Annotated in this window: 12 protein-coding genes and 2 tRNA genes; 13 read left to right on the top strand and 1 reads right to left on the bottom strand. The window is 47.7% G+C overall.

Annotated features, from left to right (window positions below; translation table 11 throughout):
• Positions 1–151 precede the first annotated feature (151 nt).
• From gyrB to J2S36_RS05485, 8 genes are all read left to right on the top strand, one after another.
• The gene (gyrB, locus tag J2S36_RS05520; protein WP_309956345.1) at positions 152–2,167 is read left to right on the top strand and encodes a DNA topoisomerase (ATP-hydrolyzing) subunit B; all 2,016 of its coding nucleotides are present in this window, start codon (positions 152–154) and stop codon (positions 2,165–2,167) included.
• A 167-nt stretch (positions 2,168–2,334) separates the two neighbouring features.
• Entirely contained in the window at positions 2,335–4,848 is a 2,514-nt protein-coding gene (gyrA, locus tag J2S36_RS05515) for a DNA gyrase subunit A (protein WP_374717345.1), read from the top strand.
• A gap of 62 nt (positions 4,849–4,910) precedes the next feature.
• The gene (locus J2S36_RS05510; RefSeq protein ID WP_309956340.1) at positions 4,911–5,354 is read left to right on the top strand and encodes a DUF3566 domain-containing protein; all 444 of its coding nucleotides are present in this window, start codon (positions 4,911–4,913) and stop codon (positions 5,352–5,354) included.
• Between the two features lie 264 nt (positions 5,355–5,618).
• Positions 5,619–5,692, top strand: a tRNA-Ile gene (locus tag J2S36_RS05505).
• Between the two features lie 35 nt (positions 5,693–5,727).
• Positions 5,728–5,856 carry a hypothetical protein gene (locus J2S36_RS05500; RefSeq protein ID WP_309956338.1) on the top strand — a complete coding sequence of 43 codons (129 nt, stop codon included), beginning with the start codon at positions 5,728–5,730 and terminating at the stop codon, positions 5,854–5,856.
• A 23-nt stretch (positions 5,857–5,879) separates the two neighbouring features.
• Positions 5,880–5,952: transfer RNA gene (locus J2S36_RS05495), tRNA-Ala, on the top strand.
• Positions 5,953–6,056: 104 nt separating this feature from the next.
• Positions 6,057–6,269 (top strand): type II toxin-antitoxin system RelB family antitoxin, encoded by a 213-nt coding sequence (relB, locus tag J2S36_RS05490; RefSeq protein ID WP_309956336.1) that lies wholly within the window; start codon positions 6,057–6,059, stop codon positions 6,267–6,269.
• The gene (locus J2S36_RS05485) at positions 6,266–6,553 is read left to right on the top strand and encodes a type II toxin-antitoxin system RelE family toxin (protein WP_309956334.1); all 288 of its coding nucleotides are present in this window, start codon (positions 6,266–6,268) and stop codon (positions 6,551–6,553) included. Before relB ends, J2S36_RS05485 begins: the two co-directional genes overlap by 4 nt.
• Positions 6,554–6,582: 29 nt before the next feature.
• On the opposite strand, the gene J2S36_RS05480 is transcribed toward J2S36_RS05485, so the two are convergent.
• Positions 6,583–8,253, bottom strand: a complete 1,671-nt coding sequence (locus J2S36_RS05480; protein WP_309956333.1) for an ABC-F family ATP-binding cassette domain-containing protein — start codon at positions 8,251–8,253, stop codon at positions 6,583–6,585.
• 1,310 nt (positions 8,254–9,563) lie between these two features.
• Here J2S36_RS05480 and J2S36_RS05475 point away from each other — a divergent pair.
• From J2S36_RS05475 to J2S36_RS05455, 5 genes are all read left to right on the top strand, one after another.
• Positions 9,564–10,052: a sensor histidine kinase gene (locus tag J2S36_RS05475; protein WP_309956331.1), complete on the top strand. Its 489-nt coding sequence runs from the start codon at positions 9,564–9,566 to the stop codon at positions 10,050–10,052.
• The gene (locus J2S36_RS05470) at positions 10,045–10,704 is read left to right on the top strand and encodes a response regulator (protein WP_309956329.1); all 660 of its coding nucleotides are present in this window, start codon (positions 10,045–10,047) and stop codon (positions 10,702–10,704) included. The genes J2S36_RS05475 and J2S36_RS05470 overlap by 8 nt, the downstream gene beginning before the upstream one ends.
• A gap of 387 nt (positions 10,705–11,091) precedes the next feature.
• On the top strand, positions 11,092–16,566 hold the full coding sequence (locus J2S36_RS05465) for an endo-alpha-N-acetylgalactosaminidase family protein (protein ID WP_309956328.1): 5,475 nt from the start codon (positions 11,092–11,094) through the stop codon (positions 16,564–16,566).
• 386 nt (positions 16,567–16,952) lie between these two features.
• A complete protein-coding gene (locus tag J2S36_RS05460; protein WP_309956324.1) occupies positions 16,953–17,831 on the top strand; it encodes a CAMP factor family pore-forming toxin in 879 nt (292 codons plus the stop codon).
• Positions 17,832–18,441: 610 nt separating this feature from the next.
• Entirely contained in the window at positions 18,442–20,907 is a 2,466-nt protein-coding gene (locus J2S36_RS05455; protein ID WP_309956322.1) for an HtaA domain-containing protein, read from the top strand.
• Positions 20,908–20,955: the final 48 nt, after the last annotated feature.

Below are 20,955 nucleotides of genomic sequence, written 5' to 3'. Positions count from 1 at the left end.
CTACTCAAAGAACGGTAGAAACGAAAATAAACGTTACCATGTTATTTTGAGAGCTACCCCACACATAAGCCTGTTTCCGAAATGGCATGGCGCCAGGTTCGGATTACATTTCGTGAACGCGATGATGTAGATATAAAGGAGATTGCAAAGCGTGGCTGAAGAACAAAAGCCGACATATGGAGCATCAGATATTACTGTCCTTGAAGGTCTCGAAGCAGTCCGCAAACGTCCTGGCATGTATATCGGTTCTACCGGTGAGCGTGGATTACACCATCTTGTTTATGAGGTAGTGGATAATTCCGTTGATGAAGCTTTGGCCGGTTACTGTTCGCATATTGAAGTTACACTTTTAGATAACGGTGCGGTGCGTGTAAGTGATGATGGTCGTGGAATCCCTGTTGATTTACACCCAACGGAAGGTGTTTCAGCTGTACAAGTGGTAATGACGGTACTTCATGCGGGCGGTAAATTTGGTAATGGTTCGTATGCAGTTTCCGGTGGTTTGCATGGTGTGGGTATTTCCGTCGTAAATGCGCTCTCTACCCGGATGGAAACGCAAGTGCGTCGGCAAGGATATGTCTGGCGAATTTCCTACGAAAATGGTGTGCCATTAGCTCCGCTTGAAAAGGGCGAAGCAACTACCGAAACAGGTACTACCCAAACGTTCTGGCCAAATCCGGAAATTTTTGAAACTACACATTTTGATTTTGAAACTCTGCGCAAGCGCTTCCATCAAATGTGTTTCTTGAATAAAGGATTGCAGATCACGTTAATTGATGAGCGTGCCGAAGCCGTCAGCGAAGGGGACGAAGTAACTGGCGACGAAGCTGGAATCGAAGATAATCCAAAACCGGGGCATGCTGAAGTTACTTATCGTTACGATAATGGATTGCATGATTATGTATCACATTTGGTGCGCACAAAGAAAGTAGAACGAATTCATCCAGAGCCGATTTATTTTGAGGCCGAAGATACTGAAAAACATATTTCCGTCGAAATTGCAATGCAATGGACGAGTGCATACTCCGAATCAATGCACACCTTCGCGAATACGATCAACACTACTGAAGGCGGTACACATGAAGAAGGTTTCCGCACCGCACTCACTTCAGTGATCAATAAATATGCACGTGAGAAGAATTTATTAAAAGATAAAGATCCGAATCTTTCTGGCGATGATATTCGCGAAGGATTAACTTCCGTCATTTCAGTGAAAATTGGTGAGCCACAGTTTGAAGGGCAAACCAAAACAAAACTTGGCAATACGGAAGTGCGCACATTTGTGCAGCAGCAAACCTACGCCCAACTCACCGACTGGCTCGATATGCATCCCTCGGAGGGGCGTGAGATTATTCGGAAAGCTACGCAGGCATACAGCGCTCGGCTCGCAGCGCGGAAAGCACGTGAAGCAACCCGGCGCAAGAGCGTGCTGGAAACGGCATCAATGCCAGGAAAGTTGAAAGATTGCACATCCCGGAAGCCAGAAGAATGTGAAATCTTTATCGTTGAGGGTGATTCCGCAGGTGGATCGGCAGTTAGTGGGCGCGATCCGGAGCATCAGGCAATTATGCCGATTCGCGGCAAAATTTTGAATGTGGAAAAAGCCCGTCTCGACCGCGCACTTTCCTCCGATACAATTCAAAGCTTAATCACAGCGTTTGGAACTGGTGTGGGGGAAGATTTCGATATTAGTAAATTGCGCTACCACAAGATCGTATTTATGGCAGATGCGGATGTGGACGGGCAGCATATCGCAACACTGCTGCTTACTTTGGTCTATCGCTATATGCGTCCGCTGATTGAGCATGGAAATATTTATCTTGCGATGCCGCCGCTTTACCGAATCAAATGGACGAATTCTCCGCACGATTATGTGTTCTCAGATAGAGAGCGCGATGAGGTGCTTGCTGCGGGTATTGCTGCCGGAAAAAGATTGCCGAAAGCAGACGGGCAAGGAATTCAACGGTATAAAGGTCTTGGTGAAATGAATGATCACGAGTTGTGGGAGACCACAATGGATCCGAAGACGCGTACATTGAAACAAGTGTCAATTGGTGAAGCAGCAGCTACTGACGAGACTTTCGCAGTATTAATGGGTGAAGATGTGCAATCACGGCGTTCATTTATCCAACGCAATGCACACGATGTGCGCTTCCTAGATATCTAGAATTTGGAAATCTAAGTATCAATCCAAGGGCACAGCACAGATACGGCACCTGGAAAAGACTTCAAAACTTTGGCAGCTAAAGGGAAATCGTGAGTAAAGATAACGAAAAAAACGAAGTAAGCACCTATGATCACGGAGCGATCAAAGAGGTTGATCTCCAGCGCGAAATGGAGAACTCATATCTTGATTATGCAATGTCGGTCATTGTTGGTCGCGCACTTCCAGATGTGCGCGATGGACTCAAACCAGTGCATCGTCGCGTAATTTATGCGATGTGGGACGGCGGATACCGGCCCGATTCTTCCTTCTCAAAATCAGTGAAGGTAGTGGGCGATGTAATGGGTAATTTCCACCCACACGGCGATGCCGCGATTTATGACACGATGGTGCGTCTGGTACAGCCGTGGAATATGCGTTACCCGCTTGTTTCGGGGCAAGGTAATTTTGGTACTGCCGGTGATCTTGGTGCGGCAGCAGCGCGATACACTGAGGCGCGGATGGCTCCGTTAGCTGTCGAAATGGTTCGTGATATTCACGAAGATACGGTTGATTTTCAGCCGAACTTCGACGGCTCAGTGCAAGAACCCACAATTCTTACGGCACGTTTCCCAAATCTGCTCGTTAACGGTTCAGAAGGAATCGCCGTCGGCATGGCTACGCGGATTCCGCCGCATAATTTGCGGGAAGTTGCTGCGGGTGTGCAATGGTATCTGGAAAATCCGGAAGCTTCACGTGATGAACTGCTTGCCCAGCTAATGTTACGTGTGAAAGGACCAGATTTTCCGACGGGTGCCACGATTCTCGGGACAAAAGGAATCGAAGAAATGTACCGCACAGGGCATGGATCGATTACTCAGCGTGCAGTGGTAGAAGTGGATGAGATCAACGGACGGCAGTGCTTGGTGGTTTCAGATTTACCGTATCAAGTAAATCCAGACCGGCTCCTTGATCGAATGGTTGAAGGCATTAAAGACGGCCGTCTGCCTGGAATTGCAGATATCCGTGATGAATCTTCAGGGCGTGCTGGGCAGCGGATCGTCGTCGTCTTAAAACGTGATGCCGTCGCAAAAGTAGTGTTGAATAATCTTTATAAGCATACACAGCTGCAAAATAATTTCCCGGCAAATATGCTTGCCTTGGTTGATGGTGTGCCGCGCACACTTTCTCTAGACGGGTTTGTATATCACTGGGTACAGCATCAAATGCAGGTGATCCAACGGCGTACCGCATATCGTTTACGTAAAACCGAAGAACGCCTGATGATTTTGGAAGGTCTTGCGAAGGCACTTGATGCGATTGATGAAGTGATCGCTTTGATTCGGCGTTCGCAAACCCCTGAAGAGGCACGTACTGGATTGATCCAGCTGCTTGATATCAACGAAGTGCAAGCTGATCATATTCTGGCAATGCAGTTGCGCCGTCTGGCAGCTTTGGAACATCAAAAGATTCTCGATGAGAAGCGGGAAAAAGAAGCACTTTGTGTAGAGTATCGTGATATTTTGGCAAAGCCAGAACGTCAGCGCACGATCATTTCTGAAGAATTGGGTGAAATCGTAGCGAAATTTGGTGATGAACGGCGCACGAAGATCCTTCCTTTTGACGGTGAAATGAGCGTAGAAGATTTGATCCCAGAAGAAGACGTGGTAGTCACCATTACCCGTTCTGGTTTTATTAAGCGCACAAAGGTAAGCGAATACCGTGCCCAGCATCGCGGCGGAAAAGGGATCAAAGGTACGACGTTGCGCGGTGACGATGTAGTGGAGCATTTTGGTATTGCTTCAACGCATGATTGGCATTTGTTCTTTACCAATATGGGTCGGGTGTATCGAATCAAGGGCTATGAGATCCCAGAAGGTTCGCGTGAATCGAAGGGGCAGCATGTAGCGAATCTGCTTGCATTCCAGCCAGAGGAGACGATTGCTTCAGTGATCTCGATCAAGGACTATGAGCAGGCGGAATATCTGGTACTTGCCACTCGTGATGGTTTAGTGAAGAAGACACGCTTGCAGGATTATGATTCACCGCGTGCAGGCGGATTGATTGGAATCAAACTGCGTGAGCATGAAGACGGTACGACAGATCAAGTAGTAGCAGCACGGCTTGCAGATGAGGGCGATGATCTGATTCTCGTCTCGCGCAAAGGGCAATCTTTACGTTTCACCGCTACGAATGATGCACTGCGGCCAATGGGTCGCGCAACTTCTGGCGTGACGGGAATGAAATTCCGTGAGGATGATTCTTTGCTGGCTCTTGATGTAGTGCGGGAAGATTCTGAAGTTTTTGTAGTGACGGAAGGCGGATTTGCAAAGCGTACGAGCGTGGATCAGTACCGTGTACAAGGCCGTGGCGGGCTTGGGATCAAGGTGGCGAACTTGGTTGCAGCACGCGGTGATCTTGTGGGAGCTTTGATCACGCAGCCGGGTGATGAAGTGCTGTTGATTATGGCTTCTGGCAAGGTGGTACGTTCTTCCGTCGATGAAGTAAATCTCACGGGGAGAAATACGCAAGGTGTCACATTTGCCCGGCCGGATAATGGCGACGGCGTGATTTCAATCGCATTAAATCTGGAAAAAGATGAAGATGAAGTAGCTGAAGTAGAAACAGATGCTGTCGGTAATGTGGCGGAAGTTGATGCGGCAGCAGCGGCAGAATCTGCAAAAAGTGCGGAAGAAACTGAATAAAAGCGGTACTATCGTGTGTGATGATTTCTTTTGCACGATATTGGAGAATTTGGAGCAAAAATATGAACATCACTGAGAACCAGACGCAAGAAATGCAGGTTAATTCAGTTGCGGAAAGTCAGCCTGTAGTGCGACGGCGGACAGTTGGGGTGCGCACCGTAAAAATGACGGTATCGCGGATCGATCCATTTTCGGCGATTAAAATTTGTTTCCTTGTATCTGTAGCGATTGGAATCATGATTGTGGTTGCCGCAACAGTGCTCTGGTTTGTACTGGATGCGATGTATGTTTGGTCGAGTATCAATGATTTCTTAGTTACATTAAAGAATTCGGCGATGCTGCAGTTGGCGCAATTCCTGGAATTTGGGCGGATGATTCCGTTTGTGGTTGTGGTGGCTGTGTTGCAGGTGATCATGTTTACATTACTTGGCGGGATTTTTGCGCTCGTCTTTAATGTGGTGGCGATGCTTGTAGGTGGATTTAAGATCACTGTTACGGATGAATAACTAGAAATTGCTGACGGTACTGTTATTTGTACTGGGAGGCGTATTATTGAGCTTTGCTTTTCGTTTGCGGGTTCGTGAGTGAAGGTGAGGATCTGGATATGTTTTGCAGGATCCGAATGGTAGCTATCGGCAAAAAATATGTGAGCTGCATTGCTTAAATCTTGATAGTGGCAAAACAATTTGAAAAGTTTGCGTGAAGTGAGTTAATCTAGTTCGGCACGCAATGATGAATTTAGTTTTGAATTCTGAATGCGGTTCGCAAATGGGCCTATAGCTCAGTCGGTTAGAGCGCCACACTGATAATGTGGAGGTCGATGGTTCGAGTCCATCTAGGCCCACTGTGAGATGGTTTTCATCTCCACAAGGAGGAAAAATGAAGAAAGTAGTTTTCTTTGTTGTTGCAGCCGTGATTGGCTATCTCGGCTTTCTGAAGATTTCAGAAAGGCGCGGGATTCAGTCGATTTGGCAGCAAGCTACAGATGATGTAGAATCTTCCAAGTGATCACATTGTGATTGCGAACCTTCGGGGGTATGGCGCAATTGGTAGCGCACCTGCTTTGCAAGCAGGGGGTTAGGGGTTCGAGTCCCCTTACCTCCACCGTTAAGACGCTCATTTTGATACAAAGTGGGCGTCCTTTTGTTTTTCTCCTTGCTGACCAACCAGCTGTTTGAATACACTGTATTCAAGGGGAGGAAGGTGTCATGACTACGATGAGTATCCGGATGAACGAACACGATGCGGAATTAGTGCGCAGGTTCGCACAGTTCGAAGGACTCACGATTTCTGACTTCGCCCGCAATGCGATCTTGGAGAAAATCGAGGATGTCTACGATCTCCAGGAGTTGCGCGAGGCGATTGCTCAAGATTCTGGTGAACGTTTCAGCATTGATGATGTGTTGTCTGAGATTGCATGACGGCATCGCAGGGCACTGTGTGGCGTGTTGAGCTTACTGCGCGTGCGCGCAAGCAATTGAAGAAGATGGATCGGTTCGACGCGAGGATTCTTGCGACGTGGATTAAGAACAATCTCGACGGTTGTGCTGATCCGCGCGTCTTTGGAAAGGGCTTGACTGCCAATCGGTCGGGTGAGTGGCGCTACCGCGTTGGCTCATATCGGATCCTTGCACTCATCCGTGACGATACCATCACGATTGAAATCTTCTCAATAGGTCGAAGGGATAAGATTTATAACCATTAAACAGAACTTCAACTAGCGAAAGTTGAGAGTTAGCGCAGGTCTTGCGTTCCGAGCAGTGGATCTGCTGGGTTTAGCTCGAGTTGTGTTCCTTGCCAGTGGTTGATGAGCCAGCGGTCGTGACTGGCGATGATGAGTGTGCCGTTCCATTGACGTAATGCGTCCTCTAGTTCTTCAATTGCGGCTAGGTCGAGGTAGTTGGTTGGTTCGTCAATGATGAGAATCTCGGGTTTCTGCGCCACGGCCAATGCGATCTGGGCTCGACGCTGGTTCCCATCTGAAAGTTGACCGACCGGAGTGGCCCACATGGATGGGTGGAGTATTCCTGTGCCGAGTTCTCCGATCCCGTTGGCCCAGTGTTCTGGGCGAAAGTAGGAATCTGTTGTGCGTGGTAGTCGTTGTGGGACGTAAGCACGCTGCCCACTGGCCCAGATGGTGCCGCTGGCTTCGCCACTAGAGTCGCTTGGTGGTTTCCCATTTGCGATCCACGTGAGAAGTGTAGTTTTTCCTGATCCGTTCGAGCCAGTTAGTAATAAGCGTTCGCCTGCGGCAAGGTCAAACGTGATAGGTAGAAGCCTGCCAGTAACCGTGGCACTTCGTGCTGTGACGGCCAATCCACCACGTGAGCCGACTGTCGGAAGGTTGAGCTTGAGCTGGTAGTTGCGGGGTTTCCGCACCTCATGTTCAGCAAGCTCTTCTAGGCGTTGATCGTCATTACGGGTGCGTCGCAGTGCGGTCTTTTCTGCTCGGTCAGAAAAGAACTTACGCGCCTTACCCTGAGCCGTCGTTAATTTCACTCCACCACGAGCAATATCTTCGCTGCGACGGCGATGAATCCGAATCGCACGCTTTTCATGTTGCTGGATGGTGTGAAGCTGTTGATGTTCCATGCGGGCTTGTTGTTTGGCGGCAAGATAATTACTGTACGTTCCGGAGCATCGGTACACGCCCGACACGGCCTCTTCTCCTTCGGCTGTGGCCAGTTCCTGCCACGGAGCAATATCGAGGTCATAGATGACCGTGGCTGTCTTTTCAATAAACGCACGATTATGGCTGGTCATGAGCACTGGTCCTGGCCAGTCTTTTATCCGTTTAATCAGAAGGGCTACGGCTTCGTCATCGAGATGATTGGTGGGCTCATCCAAGACTAAAATTACTGGTCTAGCCAACAAGATGCCTGCCAGTTCGAGCCTTCCAGCTTGGCCGGGGGATAGTGTGCTGAGTTCGCGTTGTCGCCCACATCCAGTTAGCTGACCTAGACCTAAACCTGATAGCACTTCGTCGATTCGAGCTCCGAGCGACCAGGCGTCAGTTAGATTTAGCTTGGTGAGTAAGTGATCGTACTCTTTAACGAGTCGCGCTGAGCTTTGGGCAACTGCTAGTTGCTTCGTCACGTGGTCGAAGCGAGTGAGCAACTCCCGTGGGTCAGTCAATACGTCATCCAGATAGTCTTGAACCTTACCGGCGGAATCAAGAACGTACGGGAAGCGACAAGAACCCGCGCCCCCTGCATCAACGACGGTGATGTGGCCTTGGTCGGGGGTGAGTTCTCCTCGTATCAGGCGCAGCAGCGTGGTTTTACCAGAGCCATTAGGGCCAACAAGTACTGCGCGCTCACCGTCGCCAACGGTGAATGAGATGCCATCTAGGAGTGGCTGGGCGGAAAATGCAAAAGAAAGATTGGTTACCTCGATAGTAGACATATTGATCTCCATAGTCGTCGAAACATTTGGTTGCTTCTCGGCGTAGCTGAGTGGAGATCACAGGACCATCGGAATTAACACACTCCCAGGAATTGGAACGAACGCTACTTGGTAACTAGCCTCCATCATACCGAATACGCTGCTGGTAGTCACCCGGAACTCACTCGGGACTCCTGTCAGGACGAAATGCACCCACCCTGCATCGTTATGCACCCACCCTCGTGCCCTTTGCACACACCTAGCCGTTCAGTGCACCCACCTAGAGCCTTGTATCAAAATGAGCGTCTTTTGTTGTGTCGGGGGTGTTGATGCAGTGACGCAGGCTGAGCTGCGAAAACTTGTTTTTGGGGTTAAGCGTCAAAATTGTTGCTTATGAACACGCCGGTTGCGCAAATAAACGAAAGAATGCACTTGGCTGGGGCGCGTCTTGCGAGAACAAGTTCATACTCTCACTAATTTCGTCTAGCAATCCAGACTCACCCGATGCTGCAATTAGGATGAAGATTGTAGACTTTTCTTATTATTTATCGGTGGTGTATTTGCGATTGAAATGAGCAGATTTATGTTGAATCCCTCGACTATAGGTTGGATAGCGGCGTCTTTGCTTGTGCCGGTTGGGGGCGGCAATCGCGATAGCCACGCGTAAGACGAAGGCGTCTAGGGTTGTCCAAACCTACCCGAAGGAATCAAAGCTGTTCATGTTCCTGCTTGGTATTCTTGCCCTAGCAGTAGGTGTCTACCTTGTTCTTGAGGGGCAAGGGGAGAGCAGTTCCGAAACACCACGTGGTCGGAGACGAAAGCCTCGCTGGACAAAGTCAAGCAGGAGCTGGAAGAGCTACGCAACCAATTCAACACCAGCTCCACGAATATTTTTACGGCTGGTGGCGGCGTGTAAGGCATTAACAACGGGACTGTATCGATACACAAGCGTACTCGCGTAGAACGGTGAATTATATTTTGGTAAAGTTTTACCAACAACTCTGCAGTTAGTTCTATTACCTTGTTCACCCAAGATCGGAGTTTCGCGCTGGGCGCTGCACAATGCTCTAGCAGGTAGGGGAGTTTATGGTGAGTGCTGAGGATTTGACCGAGATTTCATATGGTGAGGTCTTCACTCGCCAGTAGGTCGTAGAGACCATGCTCGACCTCATCGGATACATCCCTGACCGGAACCTCGCTCGCACCCGCCTCATTGAAGCTTGCCACCCACAATTGATACAAATTGGCGGCTCGTATGCGTTGGCTGCGTGAGTGGTTCAAATGAGAGATGATTGGTTCACCCCGAGCTCGCTGACGAGATTGACCCGCTCATGGCCATTGCTCAGAATGCTTCTCGCCGATTACGCCCGACGATTATGGAATTAAACCTGTCCATGGCTGAGCCGAGCTTGCGCGCGACGGTGAAAGAATCCGCAGCGATGCTACGCACACGATCCATGGTGTTAAACGCGGAGATGGTTGCCGATATTGACCAGTTACTGTCTTGGAAGGCTTTGCTCACGGCATCGTTGTTTGTTCGTGAGGCTGCAACGAACGCGTTGAAATATGGGCAAGCGTCAACCGCGGTAGAACTTTACGTGGATCTTGAAGGCAGTGAGGTGGCGTTGATGATGAATAACCAGATAGGTACTGAGCCAATTAATCAAACCTTTAGGGGTGGATTCGGGATAGCAAATTTGCGATCACGGATTGAAAGTGAGGGCGGGTGTATGAGTTTCGCTTCTACCGGCTCACGGTGGGTTATTAACGCCACTATTCCGAACCGCAAAGCCAGTATCGAAGGAGATGCCGATGAGTGAGAGTATTCGAATCCTGATCGCTGATGACGATCAGATTATTCGTGAAGGCCTTGCTAACTTATTGAACCTGCAAGAAGGTCTTACCGTGGTAGCAGCTGTAGCGGACGGGAGTTCAGCGCTGCGGATGCTGGCAGACCAAAGCGTGGATGTGGCTCTGTTGGATGTGGATATGCCTATTCTTGACGGTATTACTACCGCGAAAGAAATTAAAAGATTGTATCCAGATATTGTGGTAGTGATGCTCACCGCATTCGAGCATGAGGATTCTCTTGCGCAATCTCTAGCTAGCAACGTGCGGGGGTTTCTCACCAAAGATATACCCGCTCCTGAGCTTGCCCAATTGATCAAACAAGCCTCCAACGGCCAGCGCGTGTTCGGGTCGCGCCCCACCCAAATACTTACAGAAGCCTATCTTGCTTCAGGTAAAAATGATTCCGCATACGATGACTTCCGCCAAAAGGTAGATCAGTTACCAGACTATCTGCGCGGGGTATTCGATCTACTGATCCAAGCCCTGCCGAATAAGACCATCGCCCGTCAGCTCGGGATCACTGAAGCTACTGTGCGTTCTTATATTTCTGAACTCTTCACCGCCACGGGCTTTACCAACCGAGGTGAGCTCACCATCACCGCCATCAAAGCAGGATACTAACATCCATTCAAGTACGACATAAGGCTGGTGACGATCTTTTCGATATCGGCTCGATTGGCATCTTATGCTTCAACCACGAAGGCTTACTCTTTACCCATACGGGATATTTGCAGTGTCTTGTATCGTTGACTTTATTGAAAATTCTTGCGCCACCGCGCGCTGTTGTAATAATTATGAACCAAATCAGCAACAACTATTAATATTTCTGAACCCTAATTGGTGCTAAAATCCTACTTGCGCGTTTTGTTTTAGCAGTAGAATGAAAACTCACAAACAACCAATATTTCTTATCAACAACGATGTTGACTCATAACGCGGCGCACAAGGCAGTGTGCGGACGTAAATGCAGCACATACACCGTTTGATATACATGTGACGGAGAAATACATGAGATTAAGAAAGATAGTTGCGGGCATCGGGGCTGCTGCGCTGATAAGTGCAGGTTTATTCACTCCTTCCGCGTTTGCCAAGGCGACATACGAAAAGCTAGATCAAAGCAAGATAAAAGCTGTGTTAGCTTCTTCGGAGGAACCTGCTGAAAATCCTAATGGGATGAAGGAACATACCCTTGATGGCAACAAAAATACGTTCTGGCATTCAAAATGGAGTCCAAACGAACAGCAGCCTCCGCACATCTTGGTTTATGACCTTGGTAGTAAGGTAGCGAATCTTGGGCGCGTGACGCTTACACCTCGGCAGGTGAACAGTTCTGGGCGGCTGCGTGATTATGTAGTGATGGTCACTAGCAATGAGCAGTGTGCTAATGCTGCTACTTTTACCAAGGTACAAGAGTCAGACTGGAACACTGTTGCTGAAGATACTGTGCCACGTGATGATACGCAGCATCGTTTCGACGATATCAATCTCGATTTCGCTCCGGCAGCTGCCCGCTGCGTTATGGTTGTTTACAAGAATTCCTATGGCGGCGACGGTTCTGAGAAGACGGCTTCGTCTCTTGCAGAATTTAACGCCTCCACAGTAACGGGATACGTAGCTCCGAGACTTCACACCATTGGCGGGAAAGTAACGGACGCTGATGGTGCAGCGTTGCCGGGTGTAACGATTCAGATCGGAGAGAAAAGTGCTGTTACCGGTAATAATGGTGTTTACAGTATTGAAGTCAATAAAGGCGAACACGTAGTTACTGCTGCAAAACTGGGATATACAGATGGTACCAAGACCGTCACTATGGAAAATGAGGATATTGCTGATATCAATTTCACTTTGACGAAAGAAGCAGAATCTCCGACCCAGACTCTGCGCACTCCTGCGATGACCGTGAAAGTAAAAGAAAATTTCCCGGCTGTGCTGAACTATACGCTGAAGTCGGGGAAGGTGATGAATGGTCAGCTGCGAGATGTACGCCAAGTAGCCATTAATGGCACTACGGTGACGCTGAAAGACAGCGATGTTTCGTTTCAGAAACTGAGTGATACACAAGCTGAATATGTATTAACCATAAAAAATATAGCGCAAAATATTGATGCACGGCTGACGGTAAAGATCGTTGCGAAAGATAATACGCTTGCGCTCAATATTACGAAGATCGAAAATAATGCTGGAGCCGAAAATCCAGTGCAGACGATTCAATTCCCGAATCAAAGTCTTGTGTCTGTGACCTCCGATGCTGAAAATGCACAGTTTACCGGGGCTCGTATGTCGAGTGATACCAGCAAATTTGGCGATACAAGTTTTGCTGTTGAGAAAAACACTAATGTGCTTGGGGAAGATTGGATTTATGCATTCGTTTCTGGCGGTGGCGTGAGTGCTGGTTTGTGGAGCAATTCTGAGCATGACGGCACGACTGCGGTGGATGTGGTTGCTGGTGGTGCTAGGAATACGAGAGTGATTGCTGATACTCAGAGTGTTGGTGCAGCTAAATCACTGGGGCTTTCCAGCGCGCCGTGGTATTACAAGCGGATTGTGCGGGATACCAAAGGGCATACCTATACTGTTGCTGAAACCGAGATGCCGAAGATGGCTGTGGCGCTTACTGAAGACGCCAACAAGGATGGTGCGATCAACTGGGAAGATGGTGCAATCGCTTATCGTGCGATCATGAATAATCCAGTGAAAGCTGAAGAAGTGCCAGAAATTGTGGCATATCGTATTGCAATGAACTTTGGTGGGCAAGCACAAAATCCTTTCCTAACTACTCTTGATAATGTGAAGAAAGTGGCTCTTCATACTGACGGTCTTGGGCAAGGAGTTTTGCTGAAAGGCTATGCAAATGAAGGGCACGATTCTGGACACCCAGATTATGCCGACATCGGGAAACGAATCGGCGGTCCAAAAGATATGAACACCATGATGGAAAAAGGTGTTCCTTATGGTGCTCGTTTCGGTATTCACGTGAATGCGTCTGAAATGTATCCTGAGGCAAAAGCTTTTAGCGAGAATATGGTGAAGCGTAATGGCAAAAACCTTAGCTACGGCTGGAACTGGTTGGATCAAGGAATCGGTATTGACGGCATTTACGATTTGGCATCCGGTGAACGTGAAAAGCGTTTCGCGCAGCTGAAAAAGCTTGTCGGCGAGAATCTGGACTTCGTTTATGTGGATGTCTGGGGCAACAATACATCTGGTCCGGAAGACTCGTGGGAAACCCGCAAGCTTTCGAAGATGATCACCGATAACGGGTGGCGTATGTCTACAGAATGGGGAGTCGGAAATGAATACGATTCTACATTCCAGCACTGGGCTACTGACCTTTCCTATGGTGGAAGTGGGATGAAGGGCGCGAACTCTCAGGTGATGCGCTTCCTGCGAAACCATCAGAAAGATTCTTGGGTGGGCGATTGGCCTGCATACGGGCCAGCTGCACAAGCTCCTTTGCTTGGCGGCTATAATATGAAGGATTTTGAAGGTTGGCAGGGGCGTAACGATTACGATGCCTATATTTCAAATCTTTTCACGCACGATGTGTCTACTAAGTTTATTCAACACTTTACTATTGATCGCTGGGTTAATAATCCGCTGAGTGCGACTTCTGTACAGGATCCAAATACGAATAATGGAAACGAGCAGATCGAATTGTCTAATTCTCGTGGTGATCAGCTAGTTTTGGCTCGCGGATCGAATACCATGAGTGATGCTCAGTATCGTAATCGGACGATGACTCTCAATGGTAAAGTAATTGCCCGCGGAGCTGTGCGTCCTGGAAACAATGATCGGGGTGTTGGTTCTGAATCATATTTGCTTCCGTGGAATTGGGATACGCAAACAGGAGAATTTGTTTCACCGGATAATGAGAAGCTCTATCACTGGAACGCTCAAGGTGGAACTACTACTTGGCAGCTTCCAGATACGTGGAGTGGAGTGCAAAATGTGAAGCTCTACCAGCTGACTGACTTGGGTAAAGCGAATGAGCGCATTATTCCAGTAAGTAATGGGCAGATCACGATCAATGCTGAAAAAGAGATTCCTTACGTGATTTATAAAGGCGCTGCAGCCCCTACTCCATTGACGGTGAAATGGAGTGAAGGTACGCATCTTGTGGATGTTGGCTTCAATGGCGGAGCAGAAAGCCTGAAGCAGAACTGGAATATTGCAGGAACAGGTACAGCTGTGATTGCGAAGAGCCAGTACAGCAACCCGATGTTGAAACAGTCTGGTTCTGTTGCAGCATCACAAAAGATTACTGGTCTAGTTCCTGGCAAACGGTATGCCGTATATGTGGGCGTAGACAATCGGAGCAATGGTGCTGCTGCGATGCGCGTACTTGCCGGAAATCGTGTATTGGGCAGTAATTACACTGAGCGAAGCGCTGCGAAGAATTACATCAAGGCTTATACACACAGCACAAGATCTGCAACTGTGGATGGAACCAGCTATTTCCAGAATTTGTATGTGTGGTTCACAGCTCCTGAATGTGGGGATGTTGCTTTGACCCTTTCACATGAGGGTGCAGGCGATGTGTATTGGGATGATGTCCGGATAGTGGAAAATGGCTATGACGGCATTGAATATGATAGTCATGGTCTGCTTTCCAAGCTGTCGAATGATTTTGAAAACAATGCGCAAGGTATTTGGCCATTCGTTGTCTCAGGATCTGAAGGTGTGGAAGACAACCGTGTGCATCTATCTGAACTACATGAGCCATTCACTCAGGCTGGCTGGGATGTGAAGAAGATGGATGATGTGCTTGATGGTACCTGGTCACTGAAAATCAATGGGCTCGTGCAAAAAGGCACGCTAGTTTATCAGACGATTCCGCAAAATGTGCGTTTTGAGCCAGGTGTTGAATACAAGATTTCTTTCGATTATCAGAGTGGTTCAGCAGGAATTTATGCAGTAGCCGTGGGTAATGGAGAATTCGCATCAGCCCAGACGGATCTTGATCCGTTGGAAAAAGCCTTAGGGACAGATGCTCACAAAGAGTTCACACTCAAGGGTGCTGCTGATGGGCAGAGCTGGTTTGGTATTTTCTCCACAACTACTCCACCTGATCTGCAAGGTAACGTGAATAAGAAGGGACGTCCTACTAATGCCGGAAATTTTGGCGGCTATATGGATTTGGTGCTAGATAATCTTGTGATTGAACGGATCGATCCTGCAACGCATACTGTGGCAGAGGTGAAAGAGAAGATTGAAGCGCTGAAGAGTAAGTATGCAAATTTTGCAGGCGTATCCGATGAGGCAGTGCGTGTTTTTGCTAGCAGTATCGTGAAGGCGCAAGTGCTTATCAATAAGGATGGTTCCGGTGAGAAAGATGCGGCAAATGCGTTTGCTTTGCTCGAAGCATTAGCTGAGTATATGCAGCATGCTCCTGGTAATGACGACAGTCCTGCCTGGGATATTGCTGCTGAGAATTACACTGTGAATGCAGGAAGTGCGCAATCGCGAAGCGGTAACGAAGGTCCAAAGGAATTAGCTAGCGATAATGATCCAAGCACATATTGGCATACTGCTTGGGGTAAGGATACTGTGGATGGCACTACCAATTCTGCAGCTTGGTATGAGTTCAATTTGCACAAGCCAACAACGGTTGACGGTGTACGTTATCTTCCGCGCCCGGGTGGTGGAGCCGCAAACGGGAAACTTCATCAGGTGAAGATCCTGATTACGAAGAAGGACGGCACTGTTACCACCGTGGATCACACCTTTGAGGATAATGCAAGATGGCAAAAAGTCACTTTTGCTGCTGTTGAGGATGTGACTAAGGTGCGTGTTCATGCGCTTACCACCGCAGGAAGTAACGCGTCTCAGGCAAATCAATTTGCTTCCGCTGCTGAGCTTCGTATCACCACTGTGCGTAATGTGGAAAGACCTGCAATCGAGGTAGATGTGGATTCCTTTAAGGGCGTCATTGCAAAGGCAGAGAAGCTGAAGGAAGCTAGCTATACTCCTGAAAGCTGGGAGATTTTGCGGAAAGCATTGAAAGCAGCGAAAGAAACTGCTGTTTCTGAAACTCCTGCAGCTTATGACGTAGCATTAGCGAAAGAAAATCTTGAAAATGCTCTTGCTGCTTTAGTTCTGATCTCTGATCCGTGCCAGCCTAGTACCGAACCGGGTGGCGAATCTGGTGGCGAACCGGGCACTGAGCCGGGCACTGAACCGGGCGGCGACCAGCCGGGTACCGATACGCCGGGTAAGCCAGAGGTGCCAGGTCAGCCGGGTAAGGATACGCCGGGTAAGCCAGGGGTACCAGGTCAACCTGATCTGGATCCGCCAAGTAAGCCAGGGGTACCAGGTCAGCCGGGTAAGGCTGCGCCGCTGCTGGTGGATGAGCGTGAATCTTTGAAGGTTGCGAAATTGTCAGAAACTGGTTCAACTCAAAAGAACGTTTTGCTTGGAGCAATGGCTCTGGGCCTAGTTGGACTTCTTGCAATCTTTGGATCACGAAAGCGTCGAGAGGATTAATGCAGAGAACTCAAGTATTTTCTGAAATCAACGAGTTCGATTAAAACCGAAAGAGATGGAGCAAGAATCTTGCTCCATCTCTTTTATCGCTTATTATCGGTATTTTTGGCTTAGTGGACAGCATCTGGCTTGGGTCGAGTGTCTCGCGGCATGCGGGTCTTAAGTGCCGAGTATTAGGATGGTTTTGAAAAGTTTGCTTAAAACTCGGTGTAAAGTCTGTGGAAATTAATTGAGAAATCAGTGTAAACGATTGTTTTAATTTCAAGAAAACGCTTGACAGCGCCCAATAGCGTGTGTGACTTTAGTCTTGTCGGATTTTTCGATATCAGGAAATTATTCGTATAGATCAATCCGTGTGGATAATTTCAGGAAGGAAATATTTTATTATGAAGCGTACTAAATTAGCAAAGATTGCTATTGTTCCTGCAGTAGTGGCTGGCTTGGTTTCTCCAAGCATTGTTGCAAATGCTGCTCCCGTCACAACTAAAGCTCCTGTTGTTGCCGCTGTTTCGGCTGATGCTAATGCACAGATTCGTGAACTTGATGCACTGGTGCAAGACGTTCAGAACTTTGAGGCTGAAAATGCTCAGGCAATTATGCAGGCGAGCATCTCTTCGCGGAGCAGCGAAAAACTGCCTAATTACGCGAATGAACTCAAAGAACTTATGAATACTGCTTTTGAGCTCAAAGGCACTATCACGGCTGCTATTTCTGGTGAGCTGTTGGTGGATCCGGCACAAATCACTGATTTCGTTTTCACAATTCCAGCGCGGATCCAATTGTTGAAGGCTGCGATTGATACAGTGAAGCGGGCTATTGCGGATGAAAACGGTCTGCGGAACAAGCCACAGTGGGTGCAATGGTCCGTAGGTTTGGCAATAACGAAAGCAAGCATCCGGATTCTGAACCCACTTGCTTCTACTGGTGATATCCAAAAGTCTCTCGAAGAACTGGCAAAGGATATGCAAGAAGGTCTTGCAGCTGCTGATCGTGGCGATAATGACCGCGCTAATATTTACGACAAGTCTGCTTTGAACAAGGTGATTTGGAATACTCGTTTCGAGCGTGATCGTCACGTCTTGGGCAAGGCAAAGTTTGCTGATTACAATGCGTTGAACAAAGAAATCACCAAGGCTGTTGGCGTATGGTTCCGGGTTAGCGCTACCTATGCTGAAGTGAAGACGACGATGGCTAATCTTGACCTTGCTTTGACAAAAGCCAAGGACGCTGCTTTGCGTAACGTAAACAAGCTGCCAAAGAAGTAATTTCTTTTCTCAATAGCTAAAACTAAATTACAAATGCTTTGCGGAGATGCTTGAAATTAAAGCATCTCCGCAAAGCATAATGAGTCGTATCCAGCTCCTCACGGATTGTGGTTTTCGTCAGCTCGTCGAAAAGTGGGAAAGCTTGGAAACTACCACTTTGCGTTTAGTGTAAAATTTCACACTAAATATTTCGAATATGGACCTTTTGTTGTTTTGCGTTTTGCTGTGCGAGTTTCAGGTTTATTGCTTCTGTGTTGGTAATGCGAAACTTTAGATTTGCCTAGTATCGAGGTATTTTTCGCTTATTATTGGGTTTTGCAACATAAATATTTCGATCCTACTGCACGCTGCAAAGTGTGATTTTGTCTTTCTGGGATAATAATTTAACATTAACTTTCTGGTGGGTTAGTGGTTAATTTCATCTGCAGCTACAACCTTGTTTTTTGGAATGACTTAAAAATACTTATTGTTGATACTTCAAATTTTCCTCTGTAAGCGATAGATTACTTAGGGTAGCCTAATTTCCGTGCTGCCTAAGTGATTTGGACGCCCGATTCACACCTGCTGTGATTCAGTCCGCACTTAAACTATTACAGAGGAAGAAACTTCAGTGACTTCAACTTCTTTTCTTCATGGCAAGTTAAGCCGTTGCGCATTAGCAACATTGGCAGCGTTCGGGTTCGTCGTTGCTAGTACCTATCCTGCGGCAGCAGAGACATCTGCGCCAAAGTCCGACTCTGGTGCGAAAGTAGATATTGCATCACTTCCAGTGAAAGGCGGGCAGTTAAACTGGTCCTTGCGTAGATCATTTACTAAGTATGCGGGAGGATCACGAGAATTCATTGACGGAGCTACTGAAAGTGCTCCAGACAAAGGTTATCGTTTTCCGCTTACCGCAGTTAAGTCTGAAAATGGGCGGACTGTGGCTTCATACCGTGGTGGCACAAAATTCCGTGCACACTGCGGTTCGGACGCGGAAGAGTCTTGTATCTTAAAAACAGATATGTGGAACCTTAGTGTAGTGCTAAACGAAGGTAATGGTCTTGCAGATCAAAACTGCAAATATCAAAAGTTTGATAAAGATACCAAAAAATGGTCCACAATCGAAGAACCGAATTGTGCCTATATTCAAGGCGAATTCATCTCTGGAATGGGCAATCCCCCCTATACTCCGTTCGCTTCACAAAATAGACCTGAGTCTTCCGCAGTTGAAAAATGGGCACCGGAAGGGAAACTGGTTTCCAAAGGGCCTGAGCCGCTAGTGCGGCTTGACCTAAAAGGAATTAAGCCAGAAAAAGCACAAGACGGCACAATTATTTATCGCGACGTACCTACCTATCTTCTTGAAGGCGGAAACGCGATGATGGGCTGGCAGTATGGATATGATCAGCCCATGGAGAAAGTTACCTTCTCATACAATCCTGGCGGGGTTATTGAAAAAGAAGCAGATCTTTCCGCGAAAGATAAAAAGTTCGCACCGGCTGATTCGTACTCAGATAAAGCTCCAGAAAAGTTGTCGAAAATCTTGCCTCGTCGAATTGGCAAGATTGGATCCGAAATTATTGTAGCTACTCCTTATACTGGTTTTACATTGCTGAATAGTAAGCTGCAAGAGGGCGGTGAAAAATCGAAACATTCGGCGATGCTGCCATATAATCCAGTATTCACCGTCGCTGAGAATTACGTCTATTTTGCAAAGACGAGTAAGCCCCCGAAAAACAACGACCCCATGTATGATTTCACGAAAGCAGCTGGCTCTGAGGTTTATCGTGTTCCGGTAAGTGGTGCAGCTTTCGGTAAAGAAGAGCTTGTAAAGAGTGTTCATGGAGTAATTACTGGCTTAGCTTATAACCCGAAAACGAAACTGGTAGGTGTAGTTTCGGTGGAAAAAGCCGCCAAGAACGATAAAGACGGTCAAAAGAGTTACGGGTATTTCACCGCAATTAAAGCAGATAAAACTGTTGTAGTAGAAAAGCGTCTCCCGCTAAATAAGGAAGTTTTGACAAAGTTCCCGCATACGATGAAGGAAACGGTTTTTGGAAAGACGAGCTATGTGGGGAATGCAGTACTGCTTGCCGCCGCTGATGGTTCATGGATTTACTATGCGGCACAAAATGTGAAAGATACCGATCCAAAATCAAAGTACACGGTAGTCGGACGAGCTGATGCTTACTCGAATCATAACCACAATAATTTGTTGTATCGAATTACTTCCGATGGAACTGCAACTTACCTGGAAGGATCAGATACTCCGCGCAGTTATGCCGATCAGGCAATGCCGTTCTTTGCTTTTGATGGAGTAAATCTGGTTCGGTACAACACTGAAAAAGCCGGTTTATCGCGGATGCAGGTTTTGAAATATAGTGACGGCAAGCTGACTACGCTTATTCCAGAGAGCCGTTTCGGTAATGCTATTGGCACTGCGACTGCCGCAATTGATCCGGCAAGCTGGGGCATTGGTGTGATTACACTTGATACACGGCGCGGAAAATTAGTGCAAATTGCACCTTCTGGGCGTGTAGTAGCAGAACAAGATATCCCAGGTGGAACATTTTCTGCGACATCTATTCAGCATCAAGGAAGCGCAATATTTGATTCAGCGAGTGGTATTTTATATGTGCCAATGCTGGGAACAGATGGAAAATTTAAGATTGGCAAATTCCAACGATCTGCAAACTATGTTGAACCAGTTGCAGAGCAGGTTCTTGGTACTGAACTTGATCCGTATGTAGATCGCGGAAATCCGAATGCACAGCCGCCAAATTCTGAACAGCCTGCAGCAGAAGTTCCAGCACCCGCAGATGGAAAGCCGCAAACTTTGCCAAACTCCAGTACGGTGCAAAATCACAATAACGCTGCCGACTCTACGAATAAGCAAAATGTGACTGCGAAAGTTAAGCAAGATTTACCGGCAAACAATGTAGCTGCTGGTGCTGATGCAAAGATCGCGCAGCTTTCAAAGACGGGCAGTTCAGCTGCAATCGCTGGCGGAATCGCACTTTCCTTCCTTGCAATGGGCGGAATTTGCGTGGCCTGGATATCTGCACGGAATCGTGCTGCGCTGAAATCAGAGTGAGATCCAGTTTGATGCTGGTGTCTTTCGCGAAAAACTGAAAATAAATTA

Source organism: Arcanobacterium hippocoleae (assembly GCF_031456295.1).
GTDB lineage: Bacteria > Actinomycetota > Actinomycetes > Actinomycetales > Actinomycetaceae > Arcanobacterium_A > Arcanobacterium_A hippocoleae.
The sequence above is the reverse complement of the archived record's forward strand: the minus strand, read 5'-3'. Positions and strand labels throughout refer to the sequence as shown.